The following is a 22,126-nucleotide window of genomic DNA, read 5'->3' as shown; positions in this document are numbered from 1 at the left end:
GGTGTTCATCATCTGCTCCTCAAGACCACGCTGCTTGTAAAAAGCTGGGCCGTGTTCTGTTTTGTAAGGTCGTGCTTTGCCCTTGTCTTGGCCAGCACATGTATCGTAACGCCCACCACATCGCTGTACTTGCGGCCGGTTACGCTGCTGTCCGGCAATAAACCGACCGGGGGGTTGGCGACGGCCACCCCGCCGCAAGTAAAGGCAATCGCGGTCGCGGTGGGGGCGGCTGTCGCCACGTAAGTGGGGGCGGCAGTTGCCGGGACAGCGACAGTGCCGCAGACACTGTCGGTGAAGACGTAAGCCCCGGCGCTGCCGGTTCTGTAGTGGTAAACAAAGACGAGATCCTGGATATCGGGAATCTTGGAAGTCCACCCGGATATTGCGCCCGCCGCGTCGATTTGCGCCATCTCAATGCAGCCTGAAGCATTGGCGGCTGATGGATCGCAATCCGCTCCGGTGAAGCGGAAACCGACCCTCTCGTTGCCGTTATTTGCCAGGCTGCCATCGGCGTTGTCATCCATTGTAAAGAAAATCGATTTCGCGGAGGTGATGGCGGCCGGGGAAGTGGTAGCAAAGTTCCCGGTGCTGTCTTTCAGCCCGAACGTGCCGCTTGCCGCTTCGGTGGGATTATATCCCGCCTCGCGCACAAGGCGCGAGAGCGTCCCCATGGCGTTGCGTCCGGTGGTAACCATGCCGGTTACTTTCTTTTCGCCGGAGAAGAGCTGGCTGTTCGACTGGAATATCTTCATGATCACCAGCCCGATGACCGAGCCGATGGCGACCGCCATCAGCACCTCCACCAAGGTCATGCCGGCGCGGCTGCGCAATATTGATTTCATGGTTTATTGCCCCTGTATCGCGGTGCTGACCACTACGTAGTTTTGCGCCGTTCCTTCAAGCCAGCCGACGACGACCGAAACGGTCTTCATGCCGGCAACCGGTATGTTGTCGCGCACCACCCATGCCGCCTGCGGCGTGGTGCTCAACACAAGCGGAGTCGCGCTGCCGTTTTGCGTATAATCCGGGTTGGCGAACATGGCCGACGGGGAAGTCAGCGCATCATTTGCGGTAATGCCGTTTGCAAGCTGTACGGGAATAACATCATCGGCGGTGCCAAGAACCATGTCAGCGCCGAGATTAAAGCCCCCCAGTTCCGTTTTAAGGAGGGGGAGCACCGATGCCCGTATAGTTTCGATCTGTTCCTGCGCCACGGCGCTTGCCTTCACAAAATTACCGCTGTGCTTGTTCCCGCCTATAACCGTGAAAGAGATGGATGAAAGGGCGACCAACGCTATTGAAAAAACAACCGAAGCCATCAACACCTCGAGGATGGTGAAGCCCGCTTGCGCGGTTGATTGCATCCGGCGGAACATGTTTCTCACTGTCATCACCTGAAATAAACGGTTAGCGTCCGCATTTTCTTCCACTTCCGTCATCCTGAGCCAAAGGCGAAGGATCCCTTTCCGGAAAGAGATTCTTCGCTGCGCTCAGAATGACATACATAAATAGTTCTTCACCACCTGTTAATATGGTCTCTCATTATAGCCACGGGGTTGCACATTTTCATTACCTTTTTATGTGCAGATACCGTGCCGATTCGGCATCAACAATGAACACGCAATATCAAACAGATGCAAACAATGCTTGGGAACGCCACTTTGCATAGTACACTTTTGTATACCAACATCCAAATTATTATGAAAAACAATGCTTTTGTTGGTACTTCCGGCTCAATAAGGCACTTCCACCATTATTGTGGCCTGTTTTCCACAATAGCCGATGAAGCTGATATTTAGTTTCAACAGTAACCTGTTAATTATTCAAGCCGTTGCTTATTTGTTTATTCGGCATATATTATGCTAGTTTAAAAACAGTTCTTAATATTTGGGGGGACCGCCTTTCGTGCAACGGTTAAAGTTGGCAGGCTACTAAACAGTTTCAAAAAAGGGGAATTAAATGAAAAAACTGGGTCTCGGTTTATTGACTGCGGCGTTCCTGCTTTCCAGCGGAACGGCGTGGGCAACCAACGGTCACCAACTGGCGGCAGTCGGCGCGTACGGCGCCGGCATGGGCGGAGCGGTAACCGCCGCGCCGTTCGATAGCACCACCGCCGTCACCAATCCCGCCGGGCTTACCAAGCTCGGCCCCCGCGCGGACTTTAATTTTGGATTGTTCATGCCAAAGCGGTCGGTGGATTTCACCGGCACCGGCGGCGCACAGACCAACGGCGGCTCCGATCAATATCTCCTTCCGGCGGTCGGCTGGAGCGCGCCGATCAACGATGAACAGACCCTCTTTTTCGGCGGCGGCATGTTCCTCGTCTCCGGCATGGGAGTGGACTACGACACCATAGACGTCATGCCGTTTCAGGCTGCTTTGGGCAACACCAGCGTTTTTAAAGGCCGCATCTACTCGCAATACCAACTCTGGAAGATGGCCCCGTCCCTCGCCAAAAAATTCACCGATCAGTTCTCCGTAGGTCTGGCCTTGAACATCGATTACCAGCAGATGAGCCTTAAGCAGTGGTTTTACGATCCGGCCAGCCAGAACGCCTTCGGCAATTACGACCGGCAGTTTGGCGTCGACCTCTCCAGCCCGGAAGGGGCGATGGGCTTCGGCTTCACCGTCGGCGCGCTGTACGATGTGAACGAGATGGTCAGCATCGGCCTGAACTACGTTTCGCAGCAGAACTTCAGCAAGATGAAGTACCGCCTCAAGGCAAAAGACGTTACCTACTCCCCTGACAACCAGACCATGTACATCAGCAAAGACGGCACCTTCAACCTGGGGATGGACTTCCCGCAGCAATACGCGGTGGGTCTGGCGGTACGCCCGACCAGCAACCTCCTCGTCACGTTTGACTACAAGGTGATCAACTTCAGCGATACCATGAAGAACCTCAAACTCGATGGCGATTACAACACCGTGAACGCCGCGACCGGAGCCCCGATCGGCACAGCCACCACAATGCCGCTGAACATGGGCTGGAAAGACGTTACGGTTCTCGCCTTGGGGGTTCAGTACCAGATCGACGACAAGGGCTTCATCCGCGCCGGCTACAATTCCGGCACTTCGCCGATTGAAAACAGCAACGCTTCGCAGAACTGGGCATTCCCGGCCATCGCGAAAAGCCATATGATGGTGGGCGGCACCGCCAACATCGGCAAGCATTGGCAGCTTAACCTTGCCTATGAAAGCCTCCAGAAGGAAACCCTTACCGGCGCCTATGGCGACAAAATCTCGCTGGAAGGCTCATCCTTCATCCTCGGAGTTACGTACCTCTTCCTATAAACAACACCCTCCTCCCATTTTGGGAACCTGTGAAAACAGGTTCCCTTTTTTTTGCCCCGCGCCGCCACACCACTTCCACCCAGCCCCCTCCGCAAAAAAAGTTGCGGGTGAGTTATTAGGCAAGAAGATATGGCGCAAACACCATATAATGAGCGAGGTGCCTATATCATTTCAGATAAAAATCCAACAACCATTAACGCCACACTTGATGCGTATATTCATAATGTTATATGCTACATTAAATAATTCACACAATATATGCATGCCCGTTTAAAACGCTTCGCGCGCTTGGCACCAATATTGCCTATTATTGATTGACTGCTATGGCAAAAAAACATAATAGCCAACGGGCAAAACGCTTCACGCGGGGGATAGCATGAAATTCGCTGTACTGGTTCTTGAGGGGCCATATCAGCATCAGGCCTCTGATAGCGCTTACCATTTCACGACGGCGGCTCTGAAAAAGGGGCACGAGGTCATCGGCATATTCTTCTACAACGACGGCGTTCATAACGCCACCAGCCTTATGACCCCCCCGCAGGACGACCGCCACATCAGCAAGCGCTGGTCCGACCTCGTTCAACAGCACAAGATCGACACCATCGCCTGCATCGCCGCCGCCAAACGCCGCGGGATAACGGACGGCAACCTGGCGCCGGGATCGCGCATATCGGGGCTGGGGCAGTTGACGGAACTGGGAATTAACGCCGATCGCCTGATAACCTTTGGAGACTGACATGCCCGACGACATACGCGGTGAAGAGGAAACAAGCGAAGAGAAGACAAAGTTCCTCTTCATCTTCAAGAGGGCGCCGCACGGCACCATCTACCCTTATGAGGGGCTGGAAGTAATCCTCATCATGGCGGCCTACGACCAGGATATCACCGCCGCTTTTGTGGACGACGGCGTTTACTGCCTGAAAAAGGGACAGGATACAACCGGCCTTGGCATCAAGGAGTTTGCCAAAACCTTCAAAGTGCTGGAACCGTACGGCGTGGAACACCTTTATGTCGACCGCGCCTCGCTTGAAGCGCGGGGACTCACCGAAGAAGACCTGGTCACCGGCGTTGAAGTTGTTGAAGCCGAAGAAATCGCGAACGTCATCAGCGCGCAGAAGGTCATTCTGCCGTTTTAAGCAAGGGAATGAAAAATGCTTTTCACCGTTAACAAATCGCCGTTTACAACGGACAATCTGAAAAGCTGCCTCCGCTTCGCGGGCAAAGAGGCCCCGGTGCTGCTCTACGAAGACGGGGTATACGGCGCGCAGGCCGGCACCGCGCTGGAAGGACTGGTTAAGGACGCGCTCCAGGGGCGCGCCGTCTATGCGCTGAAAGAAGACCTCGCCGCCCGCGGCATCGATAAGCTGATCGACGGGGTGCGGGTGGTGGATTACGCCGGGTTTGTGGATTTGGTGGCGGAGCACAATGTCTGCCCCTGGATATGAACCGTGCCCCAACGGGAACAACTGAAAGAACTGTTGCGGACGAAACGTTTTGAGGAAGTGGAACAGATGGCGATAAAGGATAAGCACTGGCTGCGGAGCCTCGTGTCCATCCTCTATGAGGGGGACGAACTGCTGCTCCACCGGGCCGCGGCGGTCTGGGGCCGATTGGCTCTCTCCGCCCCCTCTTCCATCAGGCGGTACATGAGCCGCCTCGCGTGGCAGCTTAACGACGAGTCGGGCAACATTGGCAAAGGCTCGCCGCAGGTGATCGCCGAAGTGGCGCGGCACAACATCGATCTCGCGCGCGATGTTATCCCCGTAACCACCCACTACCTTGATGACCGGGGGATGCTCCCCGGCGTGTTGTGGGGAATCGGCCGCGTGGGGGAAATCCATCGCGCCCCGGTGCTGGACACGGTGCCGGAACTGCGCGCCTTGTTAAACGACGCCGATGCCGCGATCAGGGGAAACGCCGCCTGGGCATTGGGAAAACTCCGCGTGGCGGAGGCGGCCCCCGGACTGCGGCTGTTGGTGGACGACAACCGCGAAGTGTCCATTTACGAAAACGATGAGATGAACCGTTGGACCGTGAAAGAAGTCGCCGGGCGCGCGCTTGCCGCCTTGGCGTTGAATAGCAACGCACACCCGCCGCCGACGGGCGCATAAAAGGTTTTTTAAGAAACAAAGAGGGAGAACCCATGGACAAAAACCCGAAGATAAACGCAAAGACCCCCATGCTGGACGAGCTTGAGAAAGGCCCGTGGCCCAGCTTCGTGACGGAAATCAAGCGCGCCGCCACGGACACCCCGATGGCCGTGGACCTGCTGAGGCAGGTCGAGCAGTCCTATAACGACCGGATGGGGCACTGGAAGCACGGTGGCCTTGTCGGCGTGCGCGGTTACGGCTCCGGCATCATCGGCCGCTACTCCGGCAAAGCCGAGCAATTTCCCGAAGTGGCGCAATTCCACACCATGCGCATCCTTCCCCCCGCCGGCTGGTTTTACACCTCCGAGGCGCTGAACGAGTTGTGCGACATATGGGACAAACATGGATCCAAACTGACCAACCTGCACGGCTCCACCGGCGACATAATTCTGCTGGGCACCAAGACCGACGGGCTTGAGCCGACCTTCCAGGCCCTCACGCACGCCGGATGGGATTTGGGCGGCTCCGGCTCCGCCACGCGCACGCCAAGCTGCTGCGTCGGCCCGGCCCGCTGCGAAATGTCGTGCTACGACACGCTGGATGTTACCGAAGTCATCACCCGCGAATTTCAGGATACCATCCACCGCCCGGCGTGGCCCTACAAGTTCAAGTTCAAGATGTCCGGCTGCCCCAACGACTGCGTATCCGGCATCGCCCGCTCCGATTTCGCCATCATCGGCGTATGGCGCGACCAGATACGGATCGACCAGGCGGCGCTTCCCGAGTATACGAATATCCCCGGTTTCGACATCAAGCGCGATGTTTGCGACCTCTGCCCGACCAAGTGCATCGACTGGGACGGCAAGACCATGAAGATCAACGACAAGGAATGCGTCCACTGCATGCATTGCCTCAACGTCATGCCGAAGGCGCTCCGCGTCGGCAAGGAAAAAGGGGCCGCCATCATGCTCGGCGCGAAAGCCCCCATTGTGGAAGGGGCGCTGATGGGTTCGGTCATCGTCCCTTTCATGAAGATGGAGCCGCCGTACACGGAAATGAAAGACCTCATACAGCGGATATGGGATTTCTGGGAGGAATACGGCAATAACCGCGAGCGCGTCGGCGAACTGGTCAACCGCGTCGGTCTTGCCAACTTCGTCGAAGCCATCGGGCTGGAGCCGAATCCGTACATGGTCATGCACCCGCGTGAAAACCCGTATGTGTTCTACAACGTGGAAGAAGGCGAAGACTGAACATCCGCCGCCGGATACGCCAAACGGTTAAAACGTTTTAAACTTAAGGGAGAAACAGAACATGGCCGCTGCTGATGCCGCCCCGCAAAGAATAACCGACGTCGGGCCGCCCGACCACATGAAGTTCATGCACCCGTTGCTCAAGAAGAACTACGGGCGGTGGAAATACCACACCGCCCCCCAGCCCGGCGTGCTGATGCACGTGGCCGAAAGCGGCGACGCCATCTACACCGTGCGCGCCGCCAGCGCCCGCCTCGTGAGCACCCAGTTCATCCGCTGGGTGGCCGCGCTGGCGAAAAAGCACAGCGGCGGCTACGTCCGCTTCACCAGCCGCAACAACGTGGAGTTCCTGCTGGCCGACAAGGCCAACATTGAGCCGCTCATCAACGAGTTGAAGGCGTACGGCGTGCCGGTCGGCGGCACGCACAACTCCATCTCCGGCGTGGTACACACGCAGGGATGGATACACTGCCACACCTCCGCCACCGATGCCTCCGGCCTTTCCAAGGTCATCATGGACGACCTCTTCGAATACTTCGGCAGCCATAAGCTGCCGCAACGCGTGAAGGTTGCCGTCGCCTGCTGCCTCAACATGTGCGGCGCGGTTCACTGCTCCGATATCGCCATCCTCGGCATTCACCGCAAGCCGCCGTACGTCAACCACGAAAACCTGAAAAACCTTTGCGAAATTCCGACCACCGTGGCCGCCTGCCCCACCGCCGCCATCCGGCCGGCCACCGTGAACGGCAAACCCTCGGTGGAAGTGGACAAGGAAAAATGCATGTACTGCGGCAACTGTTACACCACCTGCCCGGCGATGCCGCTGGCCGATCCCAACAACGACGGCGTGTCTATCTGGGTGGGCGGCAAGGTGGCCAACGCGCGCACCCGCCCCCTGTTCTCGAAACTGGCGATCCCCTACCTCCCGAATAACCCGCCCCGCTGGCCCGAAGTGACCGACGCGGTGAAAAAAATCGTCGAAGTCTACGCCGACAACGCAAAACCGTGGGAGCGGATGGGCGAATGGATCGAGCGGATAAGCTGGCCGAAGTTCTTCGAGATCACCGGTCTGCCGTTCACCCGGTACCACATCGACGACTTCCGCGGCGCAAACAAAACGTTCCGCACCACCACCCACATGAAGTATTAAGGGAAACGTCATGTCCAAACCGACGGTTGAGGAACTGGGCGCGGCGATCTTTGCCGTAATAGAAGAGTATTACGGCAAGAAGAAGTTTAAAGCCACCGACCTCATCAAGCTGATGAAAGAGAAATACGGGTCCGACGTTGTCGACAAGGACGACGTGAAGGAGGCCATACGACCGATGATAGATTCGGGGAAGCTCGTATACGGCTATTTCCTCGGTTCGACCATCGAAATTCCCCACGAAGAAGGAGCTTCCTCGCAGGTGGACACTTCGGCCCCGAAGCAGGAAGCCGCCGAGCCGGCCGCCGCTCCCGCCGGGGGGCGCGAAGTGAAAAGCTTCAGCCGCGCGGCGTTCAAAATGCGGGGCGGTGGCGGCAGTTCCACGTCGGGAAAGAAGAGTTCCACCAACCTCCGCCCCAGCTATGTGGAAAAAAACCCGCCCTGCTCCATGAACTGCCCGGCGGGGGAAAACATCCGGGAATGGCTCACCGACATCCGCGAGGATAATTCATTCGAGTCCGCCTTTTACACGCTGACGAACAGCAACCCCTTCCCCTCCACGATGGGGCGCATCTGCCCCCATCCGTGTGAAACGGGGTGCAACCGGAACGCGAAAGACGAAACCGTTGGCATCAACAGCGTCGAAGGGGCCATCGGCGACTACGCCATCGCCAACGGCCTGAAACTCCGCGTGCTGGTTAACGAAAAGAACGGCAAGAGGGTGGCCGTTGTCGGCGGCGGCCCTTCCGGGCTTTCGGCGGCTTACCAGTTGGCGCGGCGCGGTTACGCCGTCACCGTTCACGAGATGCACGAAAAAGCCGGCGGCATGCTTCGCTACGGCATTCCCTCGTACCGCCTGCCGGATGCCGTGCTGGACGCGGAAATTCAGCGGATTGTCGACCTCGGCGTTGAAATCAAATACAATACAAGGATAGGGAAAGACGTGCGGTTCGACGATCTGCAAAAAAACTTCGACGCCGTATACCTGGCGTTCGGCATGCATCAGGGGATGAAGCTGGGCGTGCCGGGTGAAAATGTTGAAGGGGTCTGGACCGCCGCGGCATTCCTTAACAAGATCAACCACGGCGAAAAAGTGGCTGTCGGCAAGCGCGTAATCGTGGTCGGCGCGGGCGATTCCGCCATAGACGCGGCGCGCACTTCCCGCCGCCTCGGCGCGGAGGTAACGCTGGTATACCGCCGCTCGCGCGGGGAAATGCCGGCCATCAAGCACGAAGTTGGGGAAGCGGAGGCCGAAAGCGTGAAATACGAATTCCTCTGCACGCCTGTTTCAGCCGAAAAAACCGGCGCGGGGCTGAACGTGAAGCTCATCCGTATGGAACTGAAAGACGCCGATGCCTCGGGCCGCCCGAAACCGGTGGAAATCCCCGGCTCGGAATTCGTGCTGGAATGCGACACGTTGATCGGCGCGCTGGGCCAAAAGCCGGACTTCACCGGCCTCGAAATGTTCAGGAACGAAAAGGGATGGCTCACCGTGGACGCCAACGGGCGTACGCAAATAGACAAGGTGTGGGCGGGCGGCGACATCACCGCCCCCATCGCGCTTGCCACCGCCGCCATCGGCGAGGGACGCCGCCGCGCGCTGGATATCGACAACGTCCTGATGAACCGCGAAGCCCAGCCGGTAAAAGAGCGCAAAACCGTGCTGGCCGAAAGCATGCGGCTCGACCACTACGAAGCGAAACCGATGACGCGGCGCAAAAGCATTGAATTGGCCGAGCGGATGAACCGCGGGTTCGACGAAGTGGTGGGGCAGCTCTCCCTTGAAGAGGCGAAGTACGAGGCTGACCGCTGCATGAGCTGCGGTATGTGTTTCGACTGTGAAAAGTGCTATCTCTACTGCCAGGATCAGGCGATCAACAAGCTTCCGAAGGGGCAGCACTACGCTTTTAACCTTCCCAAATGCACCGGCTGCAAAAAATGTTTTGAAGAATGCCCGTGCGGCTTCATCGACATGAATTGAACGGAGAGAAATGAAAACGGCAATTCCAAGAATGGTCATTTCGGCGGCCCACAAAAGCGCCGGCAAGACCACCATTTCCGCGGGACTGTGCGCGGCCTTGGCCGAAAAGGGCCTCGCGGTCCAGCCCTTCAAGAAAGGGCCGGACTTTATCGATCCGATGTGGCTCACCGCCGCGGCGGGACGGGATTGCCGCAACCTCGACAACTTCATGTTCGGGTGGGACGAACTGCTCCGCTCGTTCCACGCGCACGCCGCCAGGGCGGATATTTCGCTCATCGAAGGGAACAAAGGGCTGCACGACAGCATGGAAACCAGCGGCGAAGGGAGCGCGGCGAATCTTGCGCGGCTGCTCAACGCGCCGGTCATTATGGTGCTGGACGCCGCGGGGACAACGCGCGGCATCGCCCCGCTGCTCCTCGGCTACAAGATGTTCGAGCCGGACATCAATATCGCCGGCGTCATTCTCAACAAAGTGGGAAACGCCCGGCACGAGGCGAAGCTGCGGACCGTAATTGACAAATACTGCGGCATTCCGATACTCGGCGCCGTGCGGAAAAATCCTGAAATGGAGATTCTGGAACGGCACCTCGGCCTTATCCCGGTGAAGGAGGACGAAAATCTCCAGACGCTGGTACACAACATTAAACGGCAGGTCGCTTTTTCCGTCGACATCGACAAGGTGATCGCCATCGCGCGCAACGCCGCGCCGATGGAGATCGAGGCGGCGGCTCCGCCCTCCCCCGTTCCCGCGCCCGTCGCGCGGATCGGGGTGATGATGGATCGCGCCTTCACCTTTTACTATCCTGAAAATCTGGAAGCGCTCCGGATGGCCGGGGCCGAACTGGTGCCGGTGGACGCCATAAAAGACGGCCGTCTGCCCGAACGGCTTGATGCGCTTTACATCGGCGGCGGCTTCCCGGAAACGAACATGGACGAGCTGGAGTTCAACGCCTGCCTGCGCCGCGACATCAAAGACGCCATCGAAGCCGGCCTCCCGGTGCACGCCGAGTGCGGCGGGCTGATCTACCTCTCGCGCGGCGTTACATACGGCGGCAAGACCGCCGCGATGGTGGGGGCGCTTTCGTGCGACGTGATAATCCGCCATAAACCGAAAGGCCACGGTTATATGACGCTGGAACCGACCGGCAAAAGCCCGTGGTTAAGCGCCGGAGCCGAAATCCGCGCGCACGAGTTCCACTACGGAGAAGTGGTGAACAACTCCCACACGGAATACGCCTTCCGCGTAACGCGCGGCGCGGGCATAGACGGCAAACGCGACGGCATCGTGTACAAAAACGTCACCGCCGGCTTCGCCCATTTGCACGCGCTGGGCTGCCCGCGATGGGCACGCGAATTTGCAAGTTTTGCCGCCCGGACCGGCTTCTCGCTGAAGCGGCGGGTCATGGCAAAGTCAGGAAATTGTCTGTAAGCGACTAAACTTTTTATTTAAGGAGGGGAAACAATGGCGACTATGGAAATAGCCGGCAAAAAAATCGAGGTGGATGAAGACGGGTATCTGACGAATCTCGACGACTGGAATCTGGAAGTGGCCAACGCCCTGGCGGCCAGCGAAGAGGTCGTGATGGGCCCCAACCACTGGGAAGTGGTGAACTTTCTCCGCGAGTACTACAAGGAATACAAGATCGCCCCGATGATCCGCATTCTCACGAAAGAGATCGGCAAGAAACTGGGCAAAGAAAAAGGAAACACCAAGTACCTGTACGAACTGTTTCCGGGCGGCCCGGCGAAGCAGGCATGCAAGATCGGCGGCCTGCCGAAACCGACCGGCTGTGTTTGAGAAAGCGGCCGGGGGAAAACGATGAGCGGATTGTCGCCGTTATCGCTGGTCTACGTCGTCCTTAGCTATGCGGGGGCCGCCGTTTTCTTCGGCGGCCTGCTCCACAAGCTTTGGGGGTATGCCGTTACGCCGAATCCGCTCAGCATTCCCGTCACCCCCCACCCCGCCACGATGGGCGGGGTTGTGGCGCGCAACCTGATAAACATCACGTTGTTCGCCGACCTGTTCAAGGGAAACCGCTGGACATGGGCCGGCGGCTACGCCTTCCACGTCATCCTCATCGCCGTCTTCGCGCGGCACCTGCGGCTTTTCATCCACCCCGTTTCGCCGCTGCTGGCGCAAATCCAGCCGGTGGCGCTACTCGGCGCGATGCTGCTGCCGCTGCCGCTCATCTACCTCTTGATCCGCCGCAAAGCGGTCGACCGCTACGCATGGATTTCGTCTCCGGCCGACTACTTCGTGCTGCTCCTGCTGTTGCTGATCGCCCTTTCCGGCCTCGGCCTCAGATTCGTAAACCACGCCGACATAACCGGCATCAAGCATTTCCTCCTGGGGCTGGTGATGTTCAGCCCGGTGGATATGCCGCCGCACCCGGCATTCATCATCCACTTCACGCTGGCGCTCATGCTTGCCGCCTATTTTCCGTTCAGCAAGCTGATGCACGCCGGCGGCGTTTTTTTCAGCCCGACCCGGACCATGGTGGACGACCCGCGCGAACGCCGCCACATAAACCCTTGGGCCGCCAAATAAGGATTTTTACATCATGGCCAAAGCTGATTTCGAGATACCTGACATAGAAAACGGGGTAAGCGTCCCCGCCATCAAGCCCGGCGCGATGGCCCATGTGAAATATCACGCCGCGTCCGAGGCGCATCTTTCCAAGCTTGGCTTTCCCGCCAAGCGCGTGGACAACTGGAAGGAAGTGGCGCTGGCAAAAATGAACGAGCTGATGGGCAAATACAAATCGCTGAAGCTGTTTCTCGATGTCTGCGTGAAGTGCGGCGCATGCGCCGACAAGTGCCACTACTTCCTCGGCACCGGCGACCCCAACAATATGCCGGTGGCCCGGCAGGAACTGATGCGGAAAGTCTACCGCAAAAACTTCACCCTCGGCGGCAAGCTTTTCGGCGGCCTCGCCCGCGCCGAGGACCTCACCGAAGAGGTGTTGCGGGAGTGGATGACCTACTTCCACCAATGTTCGCAATGCCGCCGTTGCTCGGTCTTTTGCCCCTTTGGCATCGATACCGCTGAAATATCGATGGCGGCGCGTGAAATAATGGATTCCATCGGCGTCGGCCAAAAATACACCCTCGAAATCATCGCCAAGGTGCATGACACCGGCAACAACCTCGGCATTCCGAAGGACGCGCTCATCGGCACGCTGGAGTTTCTGGAAGAGGATGTCAAGGAAGCCACCGGCGTCGACGTGAAATTCCCGCTGGATCAAAAAGGGGCCGAGGTGATGCTGATCGTGCCGTCGGCGGACTTCTTCAGCTCGCCGCATGTCGATTCGCTGGTCGGCTACGCCAAGGTGTTTCACGCCGCCGGCATCAGCTACACGTTCAGTTCGCACGCTTCCGAGTTCGCCAATTTCGGCATGTTCATCGGCAGCTATGACAATACGAAAAAGATCGCCACCCGCATCGCCGACGCCGGGCGCGAGTTGGGGGTGAAGCGGATCGTCGTGGGCGAATGCGGCCATGCCTACCGCGTCGCCTACAGTTTTTGGAACACGCTGGCGGGGCCGTTCGACTACCTCGACAAGAATCACGCGGTGCCGACGCACATCTGCGAGTTCACCGAAGAGCTTATCCGCCGCAACGCGCTCAGGCTGGATAAAAGCGCCAACGACGAGTTCACCGTCACCTACCACGACAGTTGCAACGTGGCCCGCGCCAGCCGGATGGGCACCGAACCGGGCGGCCAGTTCGAGATACCGCGCAACATCCTCAAGGCGGTTTGCAACAAATATGTGGAGATGGATCCGGAAGCCAACCGCGAAAAGACCTTCTGCTGCGGCGGCGGCGGCGGGCTGTTGAGCGACGAACTGCTGGAAGTCCGCGTGAAAGGCGCCGCGCCGAAAGCCGCCGCGCTGAAAGAGGTCATGGACAATCAGGGGGTGAACACCATGGCGATGATCTGCGCCATCTGCAAAGCGCAGTTCACCAAGGTGCTGCCCTATTATGACATTCCAATGGAGGCGGTGGCCGGGGTTCACCAACTGGTGGGCAACGCCATCCAGCTTGGCGGCAAGTGAGCGGAACCGGAAACGGGAAAAAAGATGGCAAAGAATTTAAAGGTGTCTTCGGCCGCGGCGGCTGCACCCGCACCGACTGGGATCACCCGTGCGGCAACGTGCAGACCTGCGGCCGCGCGGCGTTATGCACCGATAAATATAAAACCGGCGCCTTCCCTAAAAAAGGCTTTTTGAAGTTTAAAAAGAAGAAATGAAAGCAAAAGGATCCATCGCAATAGCCATCACGCTGCTGGCGCTCCTGGCCGCGCCGCTGCTCTATGCCGCCGCGGGCAACGGGCTGTTCAAAAAAGCGCCCGCCCCCCAACTGGCCAAAGCGGTCAACGCCACCGAATGCGTGGAACCGGCGGACTGGATGCGCGCCAACCACATGAAGCTGCTGGCGCATCAGCGCGACCTCATCGTGCGCGGAGGGGAACGCGGCCACAAGTACCACATCGAAGGATGCGGCAAATGCCACGCCAAACGGGCGGAGTTCTGCGACCGCTGCCACAGCTACGCCGGCGTACAGCCGGAATGTTTTGACTGCCATTATCTGCCATAAAGGGGAAGATATGTCCGAACTGGATCGACGTTCGCTTCTTAAAATGGGGGCCGCCGCCATCGCCGGAACGGTGATAGGCAACGGCATCACCCTCTACAGCGCGTCGGCGCATGCCGGCGAAGAACAGAATGCGTCGGCGGATACGGCGCTTGAAATCCCGCCGAAAGGGAAAGCGCGGTGGGGCATGGTCATCGACAACAACAAATGCACCGCGCAATGCACCGCTTGCACCGCGGCCTGCCGCACCGAGAACAACGTCCCCGCTTTCGGCGACGAACGGTATGACGGCCACTGGATACGCAAGGTGACGCTGACGCCGGAGCGCGGCGGGCCGGAAAAGCATTTACCGCTCCTGTGCAACCATTGCGAACAGCCCCCGTGCCAGCACGTCTGTCCCGTCGCCGCCACGTTCACCCGTCACGACGGCATCGTGATGATAGACAAACACCGCTGCATCGGCTGCCGCTACTGCATGATCGCCTGCCCCTACAAGGCGCGCACCTTCGTCTTCAAGGAAACGACGGAGTGGACCAACCGCGATGTGCCGAAGCGGAGCCACGGCGTGGTGGAAAAATGCACCTTCTGCGCCCACCGCATCGACCAGGGAAAAATTCCCGCCTGCGTCGAGGCGTGCGACAAATCCGGCGAAAGGGCGATGATCTTCGGCGACCTCAACAACCCCGAAAGCGCCATCGTCAAATACATCCGCGCCGTCGCCACCAAAGGGGTGCGCGAAGACCTCGGCCTTGAACCCAAAGTCTTTTACACGGGGATATGAACGGCATGGCGAACATGAAAACGAAATTTTCCGCCATCGGGGGAAACTCCGCCGGCTTCCGGCTCCTTGTCGTGATGCTGGGACTTTTGTCGCTCGGCGGCTTTTGGTCCGCGTACATGATGTACCTCCACGGCCATCACATCACCGGCATGACCAACGCCATTCCGTGGGGCTTCCCCATCGTGATGGCGGTATACCTCATCGGCCTTTCCGCCGGATCGCTGGTGCTTTCCGCGCTTTCGTCCGTTTTCGGCAGAACGGAGTTCAAGCCGCTGGCCCGCATATCGGCGCTGCTTGCCGCGCTTCTGCTCATCGGGGCATTGATGTGCATCATCCTCGATTGGGGCCGGCCGGACCGCATCCTCGTCCCCTTCTTCAGCATGAATCCCCGTTCCATGTTCTCACTCAACGGGATGCTCTACAGCGCATACATCGGCATCTGCTTTGTCTACCTCTGGGCGATGTTCAACAACAGGGAAAAACTGGTAAAGCTGCTTGGTTACACCGCCGTCTTCTGGGCGGTGCTGGTGCATAGCGGCACCGGGGCCATCTTCGGCTTCGTCGGCGCGCGCGAGCTGTACAGCTCTCCCCTGCTCCCCCCCAGCTTCATCGCGGCGGCTCTCTCCTCCGGCACGGCGCTGATGATCATGGTGCTCTACGGCACCTTCAAACTCACCGGCCGCGCGCTCGACGACGAGCTGATACGCCGCCTCGGCCTCTATCTCGCGGCGTTCATCGTCGTCGTCGCCTATCTCGTCTTCATCGAGAATGTCACCCGCTCCTATTGGCCGGGGAACTACGCGGTGCAGAAGTTTCTCCTGCTCTCCGGCAACAAGTATTCGCTCATTTTCTGGATCGGGATGATCGGCTGCGGCCTTCTCTTCCCGTTTGTCATCCTCGCCAACCCCGCCACCGGCAAATCGGTAAAGTGGATACTCTTCGCCTCGGCGCTGGTCGTTATCGGCGTATTGGCGGAACGCTACATCATCGTCATTCCCGGGCAGGTGATGCCGATGGAAATGTTCCCCGGCTACCACATCGCGGGGCCGTTTCAGGACGGACGGGTGATCGATTATTGCATAAGCCCGATGGAAATCCTGTTCGGCGCGGGCATACTTTCCTTTGTTTTTTTCCTCTATGCGCTGGGCCTGAAATTTTTTGAAATGATGCCGGATAAAGCGGTTATCGACGAGGGAACCGCCGGTGAAAAGAAATAGCGGCCAATGGGTCATTTAAGGGATTCTTCGCTGCGCTCAGAATGACACTTAACAATGCGGAGGTGGGGATGAAGACTTTTGTTTCGTTTCTTACGGCGCTGTTCCTTGTTTGCGGCGCGGCGCAAGCGGCCGAGAGCCATCACGCCTTTTACAAAGCCACGGTCGAGGCGAATATCGCCGATACCGCCCAAAAAGTAAAAGACGCTCTGGAAACCGCCGGCTTTGCCATCATCGGTGAATACAGCCCGGAGGATAAGCCCTCGCTGAAGGTGATCGTTTTCACCGGTCAAGCGCTTCAGGACGAGTTGGCGCGGGTGAAAGACCGCGGCTTCCTTGCCGCCGCGCTTAAAGTCGGACTAATGGAAACCGGGGGGAAAACCGCCGTTTCCCTGGTCAATCCCGCATACCTCTTCCGGGCCTACCTGATGAAAGAATTCAAGGCGCACGAAGCGCCGCTCATGAAGATCGACGATCTCGTCAAACAGGCGCTTCAGGTCGCGGTCAAGCAAGACCTCGTCCCCTTTGGCGGCGCCCTTAACGCCAAAGAGCTGGAACACTACCACTACATGATCGGCATGGAATATTTCGACGACCCGGTGACGCTGAAGAGCTTCGGCTCTTTCGAAGAGGGATTGGAAAAAATACGGAAAAACCTCGCCGACAAAAAAGGGGGAGCGGCCCCCGTGTATGAGATCATCGGCCAATCGGCGAAAACCGCCGTGTTCGGCGTTGCGTTAGGAAACAAAGAAACCGGCGAAGCGCATTTTTTGCCGATCATCGGGGAAGACCACCTCGCCGCTCTCCCCTACGAAATAATCCTGGTGGATAAAAAAGCCACCATGCTGCATGGCCGGTACCGGATCGCGTTGCATTGGCCGCTGCTGACCATGGGAACTTTCGGCAAGATCATGTCCACCCCGGGAGACATAGAGGAAACAATGAAGGGGTTGACCAATTGAAACATATATGGGGCGCTTATGCACGCATAAGCACATTTTTGGGTGCCTGAAAATATAAAACAGGCGGATAATTAAATGGAAAGCGTAAAGAATCAGGCTAGGGGCGGTGCGGAAATACCTTCGATACCGGCCATTGGCCTATAAAAGGGGTTTTATAAAAGGAGGTTTTCATGAACAAGTGGTGGTCTGTCTGTAGAATGCCGTTGTTCCTCGCGGCCCTCTTCTTCGGTTACGGCGCGGCGGCGCAACCGATGGTGGCGGAAGCGGCGAAGGACGCGGGGCATGACTATGTCATCTCGATCAACTACGAGCTTGGCATGCACTGCACCGGCTTCGATTTCACCTACTGTTGCGTTCTCCCCCCGTACAACTCCGTGCAGGCCCAGGTCGTCCGCCACGGCAGGCTGGACAGCGGCGCCGACAAGCTGCCGAAGGTGCTGGAAGCCGATCCGAAAAACCACGAAGTGCTGGTTGACGGCAACAAACGGTACAAACTGCACTACGAACATGTCGGCAACTCCTACTCCGAAGGGAACAAGATGGCGTACTGGAACGCGCCATACGACATCAACGGCAACGGCAACCCCTACGAGCCGAACGAAAGCGTGGCGAACGCCTACTTCCGCCACCTCTATGTCTACGCCGACCTTGCGGGCACCAATCCGAACGGCACCAGCAAGGACAGCGAAAAACTGCGCGTCGGCGTCGAAATTCCGATCCCGCAGGACGCGGGGCCATCCGGCCAGCCGGTATCCAACGGCTTTCTCCACTACTCCGGCGACAAGGGAACCATCGTTTACACCAAAAGCCCCGTGCTGGACAACGTGCCGATCGTGCTGACCAACCCCGGCATCTGGGATGCGCTCGGCCTGCCGCTCACCGGCTTCTACGACAAGGACGTGGTGAAGGGAATGCTGCGGCTGGACGAAACCGACATCCAGCCCTATCAAGAGGCGAAAGTAACGCTGGTGGACGAAAAAACCGGCAAAGCGGTCATCGATTCCACCACCGGCAAACCGGTGTCGTTTACCGGCACCAACCCGATTGACGTGCCGAACTGCTTCAACTGCCACTCGAACGCCAATGCCAACGGCGCCAAGTTCAACAAGTACAAGGATGAAATGAACTACTGGAAATCGGTTGGCGCCTCCGACTGGTTCGCCAGCCTGAAAGGCACAGCCATTTCCATCATGGAAATCCACGACGACAAGCACGGCACCGAATTCCTGAAAAACTACAACCCGAAGGCGACCAACAACCGCCTCGGCCGTCAGGCGGTGCTGTGCCAGGATTGCCACGCGGACAACGTCATCGCCAAGCTCTCCTCCAAAACGGTGGGCGAAGTGGTGCCCGGCGCCAAGGCCGAAGACAAGGGACGCGTGATTATGGCGCTGACCGAAGCGCTGCACTTCGCGCACATCAAGAACCGTCCGTTGTCGGACAGCAAGGGCCGCACCGGTTCCTGCCAGGGCTGCCACCCGGCCCATCGGTTTGACCGGAGCATGAAGGGCTACCCGATCACCAAGACCGGGGAAAACGCCTTCGCCAAAGCGGATAACCGCGACGCCGCCGGCGGCTGCTTCGTGGGCCGCGACGCGCACAGCAACCCGGATACCGCCAAACTCAAGAGCAAACAGCACCTCAACGCCGTGGGTCAATATCTGAAAAAAAATGTGGCCTACGAAGGAGACAAATACAAGGGCATCTGGTGCACCAACTGCCACAACCAGCTTTCCCGCGAACTCTATCAGCGCGACAACCTGAAATCGGCCTTTAAGCCGGGCGAAGGGGAAACGTTGCGCAACAAGTCGCTCGCCCAGATAGCGGAAGCCATCGGCGTCGATGAAAAAACCCTCATAGACCGCTACATCGATCCGAAGGTGACCAACGAGGACAACGGCGTGCTCCTGACCTGGGGCAAGGAACGCACCGTGCCGGATATCGCGGTCATCAAGATCGCCAACGGCGGCCCGGTGGCGACTAAGGACGAAGACGGCGACATCAATGTCCAGATACTCTCGGCCAACCCGAGCGACAAGATCGACGGCGGCATGGCGGTGCCGTATTCAGCGGCCACCCACGGCCGCGACTACTGGCTCTCGGCTGGCGAACCGCACTGCGCCGACTGCCACAGCGCGCCGTTCGTCGAAGGCCAGGGCGGCGTCGCCTTCCCGATCAACCAGCCCGGAAAATACAGCCTGATGCGCTACTCCAAAGGCCACTCCGGCCTCGCCTGTCAGGCGTGCCACCAATCGATCCACGGCCTCTATCCGGCCAGCCCGAAGGTGGATCAAACCTCCTTTAAGCAGGCCGCATCGATGAACGCGGACGGCAGCCACGGCCCGATCAAGTGCGCCGCCTGCCACGTGACCAACAAAGGCGGCGTGCCGGTCATCGCCGAAAAGCGCGAATACAACGGCAAGAAGATAGGCACCGACTTCGCCCTCGCGGTCGAATTCATGCACTCTATCGCCCCCGACCTTGGCGGAGCCAACCCCAAGTAAGCGGGCTGTAGCGCGGTATAATGAAACGGCTGGCGGTTCTAGGCCGCCAGCCGTTTTTTATTTGGTGAAAGAACTTGGACAAGAAATGAACCGCGAATTACAGTGGTGTCTCAGTTTTAAAATTGATAGATAGGGCTTGCTCCTTGTGGAGCAACGCGGACAAGAGTGTCCGCGCCACCTATGAAATAGCCTTATGCCTTAATCCAGGTGGGACGGACACTCCTGTCCGTCTTGTCCTGCAAGGACAATGGATTCAAAAGGAGTTTGCACCATGACCAACAAACCGTTCACCTTGCTGATGGCGGCCCTCTTGTTCCTGTTACCCATAATTGCAGCAGCTGATACTCCTGCCGCGAAAGTGGGGGGCCGCACCATCACGATCGAAGAACTTAAAAAAACGGTGAACAGCACCCCTTACGCCTTGCCGGGCGGCTCCCCCCCCACGGCATCGCAAAAAATGCTCGTGATGGAAGTGCTGGGAAACATGATTGACGCCGAACTGTTATATAGCGACGCGGTGGCGCATGGCGTCCCCTCCTCCCCCGAATTTACCGGCGAGATGAATATCCACAAACGCTCCCAGCTTGCCAATCTGTACCGTAAAAAACTGCTAAACGCCATTTCCCCCGCCGAAACCGATATTAAAAAATTCGCCAAAGAAAAGGGAATCGGGGAAGAAGCCGCCAAAGCGCTGCTTTTGAAAGAGAGCCGCCACAAGGCGCTTGAAAACGAATCGGCGCGCCTTTTCGACGCCTATGCGGTCAAATATGTCCCGACCATCGCCACGGCGGCGACCTCTTCGTTCGCGGATGATGACATACTGGTATCTTCCAAATCATTCAGCATTTATTTTAAAGACATCAAGGGGCCGCTTGCCGAATCGGGCAACAGCAAAGACGCGTTGATGGATATTCTTGCCCAATCAGTGGAGGAAGAACTGTTTGCCGCCGCCGCGCGCGAGGCGGGCCTTGATGGGGACAAGGACTATAACGACGAAATTGCCAACAACAGCCGCGTGCTGGCTATTGTGATTCACCGGCGTAATCTGGAAAAGCGGTTTATCCCCGCCGAAAAAGAAGTAAGCGCGTTTATAAAAAAGAACGGCCACCTGCGCTACAAGCCGCAAACCGCCGAAGTCCTGCTGATCGTCGCCAAAACGGAGCGGGAGGCCGAATCGCTGCGGCAACGCGCCCTGAAAGGGGAAAGCTTTTATGCACTCGCCTCTGAACATTCCATAGCGCCGAACGCCGGCATAAACGCCGGACGCATCGAGCCGGTCAAGATCGGTGAGCACCTCTACTCCAGCATCGACCGGATAATCATGAAAATGAAGCCGGAGGAGATCACGCAGCCGATCAAAGGGGACAAAGGGTACAGCATCTTCAAGCTGCTTTCGATAACCCCGCGCGAGAAACGCGACGCGGCGGACATCAAGAAGGCGGCCTCGCAACTCATCATCGAAACCCGCATGCTGAAATACCTGGAAAAACTCCGCGTGGGGAAAGACCTCGTCATCTACCCCGCCGTGAACGATTTGTGATTGTTGCGTTAAACATCCTTAAAACAGCTTTTCACAAGCCACACCCGCCTTTTCAAATCCCGCCCTCAGTTCTTCACCCTTTTGATCGAAGAACGCATTATCCATCGCCCATTGCATATGGTGTTTCTTATATGCCCAATCCGCATAATGATAGTTCAACCTGTCGACCAGAACATGGTCGACCTTGCCTTTGAGCAGATCAACCAGCCCTTCGGCGCCGGGAAGCAAAGGGGCTATCATGACAAAGGTTTTTATCTTCGCCGAATGAAGCGTTGCCAACGCCTCGATCCGTTTGGCTATCGGCGGGGCGCCCGGCTCAAAAATGCTTCGCATCTTTTCATCCGCCGTGGTTATGGTGAACCCGACCTCGCAGCCGGCCGCCTTCCTTAATAGCTCGATGTCTCGTAGAACCAACGGAGATTTGGTCTGAATTGCAAATGGCCAGGAATCTTCAACGAGGATTTCAAGGCATCTCCTTGTAAGCTGATATTTCCCCTCCAAGGGTTGGTATGCATCACAAACCCCGCTTATCCAGACGTTGCCTTTTTTCTTTTTCTTAACCTCGCGGGCCAACAGTTCGGCGGCATTTATTTTAACATCGACAAATTCCCCCCACGGCTCACGGTGTCCCGTGAATCGTTTCATAAACTTGGCATAGCAATAAACGCAGTTATGCTGACACCCAACGTAGGGGTTCAAGGCATAGTCATAAATTTGGGATTTCGACAGGATGCTCTTGGCTGTAATCTCTTTAACAACCACTTATT

At 57.9% G+C, this 22,126-nt stretch carries 22 protein-coding genes; 19 read left to right on the top strand and 3 right to left on the bottom strand.

Annotation, left to right across the window (positions count from 1 at the left end; all coding sequences use genetic code 11):
- Nucleotides 1-8: 8 nt before the first annotated feature.
- Together HZA03_02585 and HZA03_02580 are read right to left on the bottom strand one after the other, a co-directional pair.
- A complete protein-coding gene (locus tag HZA03_02585; protein ID MBI5636838.1) occupies nucleotides 9-842 on the bottom strand; it encodes a prepilin-type N-terminal cleavage/methylation domain-containing protein in 834 nt (277 codons plus the stop codon).
- Nucleotides 843-845: 3 nt separating this feature from the next.
- The gene (locus HZA03_02580) at nucleotides 846-1,385 is read right to left on the bottom strand and encodes a prepilin-type N-terminal cleavage/methylation domain-containing protein (GenBank protein ID MBI5636837.1); all 540 of its coding nucleotides are present in this window, start codon (nucleotides 1,383-1,385) and stop codon (nucleotides 846-848) included.
- Nucleotides 1,386-1,959: 574 nt separating this feature from the next.
- Between HZA03_02580 and HZA03_02575 the strand changes: the two genes are divergently transcribed.
- From HZA03_02575 to HZA03_02485, 19 genes are all read left to right on the top strand, one after another.
- Nucleotides 1,960-3,294, top strand: a complete 1,335-nt coding sequence (locus tag HZA03_02575) for an outer membrane protein transport protein (GenBank protein MBI5636836.1) — start codon at nucleotides 1,960-1,962, stop codon at nucleotides 3,292-3,294.
- A gap of 376 nt (nucleotides 3,295-3,670) precedes the next feature.
- Nucleotides 3,671-4,030: a sulfurtransferase complex subunit TusD gene (gene tusD / locus HZA03_02570; GenBank protein ID MBI5636835.1), complete on the top strand. Its 360-nt coding sequence runs from the start codon at nucleotides 3,671-3,673 to the stop codon at nucleotides 4,028-4,030.
- Nucleotide 4,031: 1 nt separating this feature from the next.
- Nucleotides 4,032-4,430, top strand: a complete 399-nt coding sequence (gene tusC, locus HZA03_02565; GenBank protein MBI5636834.1) for a sulfurtransferase complex subunit TusC — start codon at nucleotides 4,032-4,034, stop codon at nucleotides 4,428-4,430.
- Nucleotides 4,431-4,445: 15 nt separating this feature from the next.
- Nucleotides 4,446-4,739, top strand: coding sequence for a sulfurtransferase complex subunit TusB (dsrH, locus tag HZA03_02560; protein MBI5636833.1), 294 nt, complete (start codon nucleotides 4,446-4,448; stop codon nucleotides 4,737-4,739).
- Nucleotides 4,740-4,742: 3 nt separating this feature from the next.
- Nucleotides 4,743-5,405: a HEAT repeat domain-containing protein gene (locus HZA03_02555; GenBank protein MBI5636832.1), complete on the top strand. Its 663-nt coding sequence runs from the start codon at nucleotides 4,743-4,745 to the stop codon at nucleotides 5,403-5,405.
- Between the two features lie 32 nt (nucleotides 5,406-5,437).
- Nucleotides 5,438-6,637, top strand: a complete 1,200-nt coding sequence (gene dsrA / locus HZA03_02550) for a dissimilatory-type sulfite reductase subunit alpha (GenBank protein MBI5636831.1) — start codon at nucleotides 5,438-5,440, stop codon at nucleotides 6,635-6,637.
- A 61-nt stretch (nucleotides 6,638-6,698) separates the two neighbouring features.
- A complete protein-coding gene (gene dsrB, locus HZA03_02545; protein MBI5636830.1) occupies nucleotides 6,699-7,787 on the top strand; it encodes a dissimilatory-type sulfite reductase subunit beta in 1,089 nt (362 codons plus the stop codon).
- 10 nt (nucleotides 7,788-7,797) lie between these two features.
- Nucleotides 7,798-9,765 carry an FAD-dependent oxidoreductase gene (locus tag HZA03_02540; GenBank protein ID MBI5636829.1) on the top strand — a complete coding sequence of 656 codons (1,968 nt, stop codon included), beginning with the start codon at nucleotides 7,798-7,800 and terminating at the stop codon, nucleotides 9,763-9,765.
- A gap of 10 nt (nucleotides 9,766-9,775) precedes the next feature.
- Nucleotides 9,776-11,194, top strand: a complete 1,419-nt coding sequence (gene cobB, locus HZA03_02535) for a hydrogenobyrinic acid a,c-diamide synthase (glutamine-hydrolyzing) (protein MBI5636828.1) — start codon at nucleotides 9,776-9,778, stop codon at nucleotides 11,192-11,194.
- Between the two features lie 33 nt (nucleotides 11,195-11,227).
- Entirely contained in the window at nucleotides 11,228-11,563 is a 336-nt protein-coding gene (locus HZA03_02530) for a TusE/DsrC/DsvC family sulfur relay protein (GenBank protein MBI5636827.1), read from the top strand.
- A gap of 21 nt (nucleotides 11,564-11,584) precedes the next feature.
- Complete coding sequence (locus HZA03_02525; protein MBI5636826.1) at nucleotides 11,585-12,313, top strand: respiratory nitrate reductase subunit gamma; 729 nt, start codon at nucleotides 11,585-11,587, stop codon at nucleotides 12,311-12,313.
- Between the two features lie 13 nt (nucleotides 12,314-12,326).
- On the top strand, nucleotides 12,327-13,820 hold the full coding sequence (locus tag HZA03_02520) for a (Fe-S)-binding protein (GenBank protein ID MBI5636825.1): 1,494 nt from the start codon (nucleotides 12,327-12,329) through the stop codon (nucleotides 13,818-13,820).
- Nucleotides 13,817-14,014, top strand: coding sequence for a hypothetical protein (locus tag HZA03_02515; GenBank protein MBI5636824.1), 198 nt, complete (start codon nucleotides 13,817-13,819; stop codon nucleotides 14,012-14,014). The genes HZA03_02520 and HZA03_02515 overlap by 4 nt, the downstream gene beginning before the upstream one ends.
- Nucleotides 14,011-14,361: a hypothetical protein gene (locus HZA03_02510; protein ID MBI5636823.1), complete on the top strand. Its 351-nt coding sequence runs from the start codon at nucleotides 14,011-14,013 to the stop codon at nucleotides 14,359-14,361. The genes HZA03_02515 and HZA03_02510 overlap by 4 nt, the downstream gene beginning before the upstream one ends.
- Before the next feature lie 10 nt (nucleotides 14,362-14,371).
- Nucleotides 14,372-15,139 carry a 4Fe-4S dicluster domain-containing protein gene (locus HZA03_02505; GenBank protein MBI5636822.1) on the top strand — a complete coding sequence of 256 codons (768 nt, stop codon included), beginning with the start codon at nucleotides 14,372-14,374 and terminating at the stop codon, nucleotides 15,137-15,139.
- A 5-nt stretch (nucleotides 15,140-15,144) separates the two neighbouring features.
- Nucleotides 15,145-16,356, top strand: a complete 1,212-nt coding sequence (gene nrfD, locus HZA03_02500; protein ID MBI5636821.1) for a polysulfide reductase NrfD — start codon at nucleotides 15,145-15,147, stop codon at nucleotides 16,354-16,356.
- 68 nt (nucleotides 16,357-16,424) lie between these two features.
- Nucleotides 16,425-17,315, top strand: a complete 891-nt coding sequence (locus tag HZA03_02495) for a hypothetical protein (GenBank protein ID MBI5636820.1) — start codon at nucleotides 16,425-16,427, stop codon at nucleotides 17,313-17,315.
- Between the two features lie 170 nt (nucleotides 17,316-17,485).
- Nucleotides 17,486-19,819 (top strand): hypothetical protein, encoded by a 2,334-nt coding sequence (locus HZA03_02490; GenBank protein MBI5636819.1) that lies wholly within the window; start codon nucleotides 17,486-17,488, stop codon nucleotides 19,817-19,819.
- A gap of 271 nt (nucleotides 19,820-20,090) precedes the next feature.
- Entirely contained in the window at nucleotides 20,091-21,359 is a 1,269-nt protein-coding gene (locus tag HZA03_02485; GenBank protein ID MBI5636818.1) for a peptidyl-prolyl cis-trans isomerase, read from the top strand.
- An 18-nt stretch (nucleotides 21,360-21,377) separates the two neighbouring features.
- Here the strand turns inward: HZA03_02485 and HZA03_02480 are convergent, their stop codons facing one another.
- Complete coding sequence (locus HZA03_02480; protein ID MBI5636817.1) at nucleotides 21,378-22,121, bottom strand: radical SAM protein; 744 nt, start codon at nucleotides 22,119-22,121, stop codon at nucleotides 21,378-21,380.
- Between the last annotated feature and the right edge of the window lie 5 nt (nucleotides 22,122-22,126).

The sequence above is a fragment of the Nitrospinota bacterium genome, assembly GCA_016217735.1.
GTDB lineage: Bacteria > Nitrospinota_A > UBA7883 > JACRGQ01 > JACRGQ01 > JACRGQ01.
This window is presented reverse-complemented; position numbering and strand designations above follow the sequence as displayed.

Bases quoted from the DNA above. Each gene is read 5' to 3' on its own strand.
- HZA03_02585 (MBI5636838.1), bottom strand. From the start codon at position 842: ATGAAATCAATATTGCGCAGCCGCGCCGGCATGACCTTGGTGGAGGTG.
- HZA03_02575 (MBI5636836.1), top strand. From the start codon at position 1,960: ATGAAAAAACTGGGTCTCGGTTTATTGACTGCGGCGTTCCTGCTTTCC.
- tusD (MBI5636835.1), top strand. From the start codon at position 3,671: ATGAAATTCGCTGTACTGGTTCTTGAGGGGCCATATCAGCATCAGGCC.
- tusC (MBI5636834.1), top strand. From the start codon at position 4,032: ATGCCCGACGACATACGCGGTGAAGAGGAAACAAGCGAAGAGAAGACA.
- dsrH (MBI5636833.1), top strand. From the start codon at position 4,446: ATGCTTTTCACCGTTAACAAATCGCCGTTTACAACGGACAATCTGAAA.
- dsrA (MBI5636831.1), top strand. From the start codon at position 5,438: ATGGACAAAAACCCGAAGATAAACGCAAAGACCCCCATGCTGGACGAG.
- dsrB (MBI5636830.1), top strand. From the start codon at position 6,699: ATGGCCGCTGCTGATGCCGCCCCGCAAAGAATAACCGACGTCGGGCCG.
- HZA03_02540 (MBI5636829.1), top strand. From the start codon at position 7,798: ATGTCCAAACCGACGGTTGAGGAACTGGGCGCGGCGATCTTTGCCGTA.
- cobB (MBI5636828.1), top strand. From the start codon at position 9,776: ATGAAAACGGCAATTCCAAGAATGGTCATTTCGGCGGCCCACAAAAGC.
- HZA03_02530 (MBI5636827.1), top strand. From the start codon at position 11,228: ATGGCGACTATGGAAATAGCCGGCAAAAAAATCGAGGTGGATGAAGAC.
- HZA03_02525 (MBI5636826.1), top strand. From the start codon at position 11,585: ATGAGCGGATTGTCGCCGTTATCGCTGGTCTACGTCGTCCTTAGCTAT.
- HZA03_02520 (MBI5636825.1), top strand. From the start codon at position 12,327: ATGGCCAAAGCTGATTTCGAGATACCTGACATAGAAAACGGGGTAAGC.
- HZA03_02510 (MBI5636823.1), top strand. From the start codon at position 14,011: ATGAAAGCAAAAGGATCCATCGCAATAGCCATCACGCTGCTGGCGCTC.
- HZA03_02505 (MBI5636822.1), top strand. From the start codon at position 14,372: ATGTCCGAACTGGATCGACGTTCGCTTCTTAAAATGGGGGCCGCCGCC.
- nrfD (MBI5636821.1), top strand. From the start codon at position 15,145: ATGGCGAACATGAAAACGAAATTTTCCGCCATCGGGGGAAACTCCGCC.
- HZA03_02495 (MBI5636820.1), top strand. From the start codon at position 16,425: ATGAAGACTTTTGTTTCGTTTCTTACGGCGCTGTTCCTTGTTTGCGGC.
- HZA03_02490 (MBI5636819.1), top strand. From the start codon at position 17,486: ATGAACAAGTGGTGGTCTGTCTGTAGAATGCCGTTGTTCCTCGCGGCC.
- HZA03_02485 (MBI5636818.1), top strand. From the start codon at position 20,091: ATGACCAACAAACCGTTCACCTTGCTGATGGCGGCCCTCTTGTTCCTG.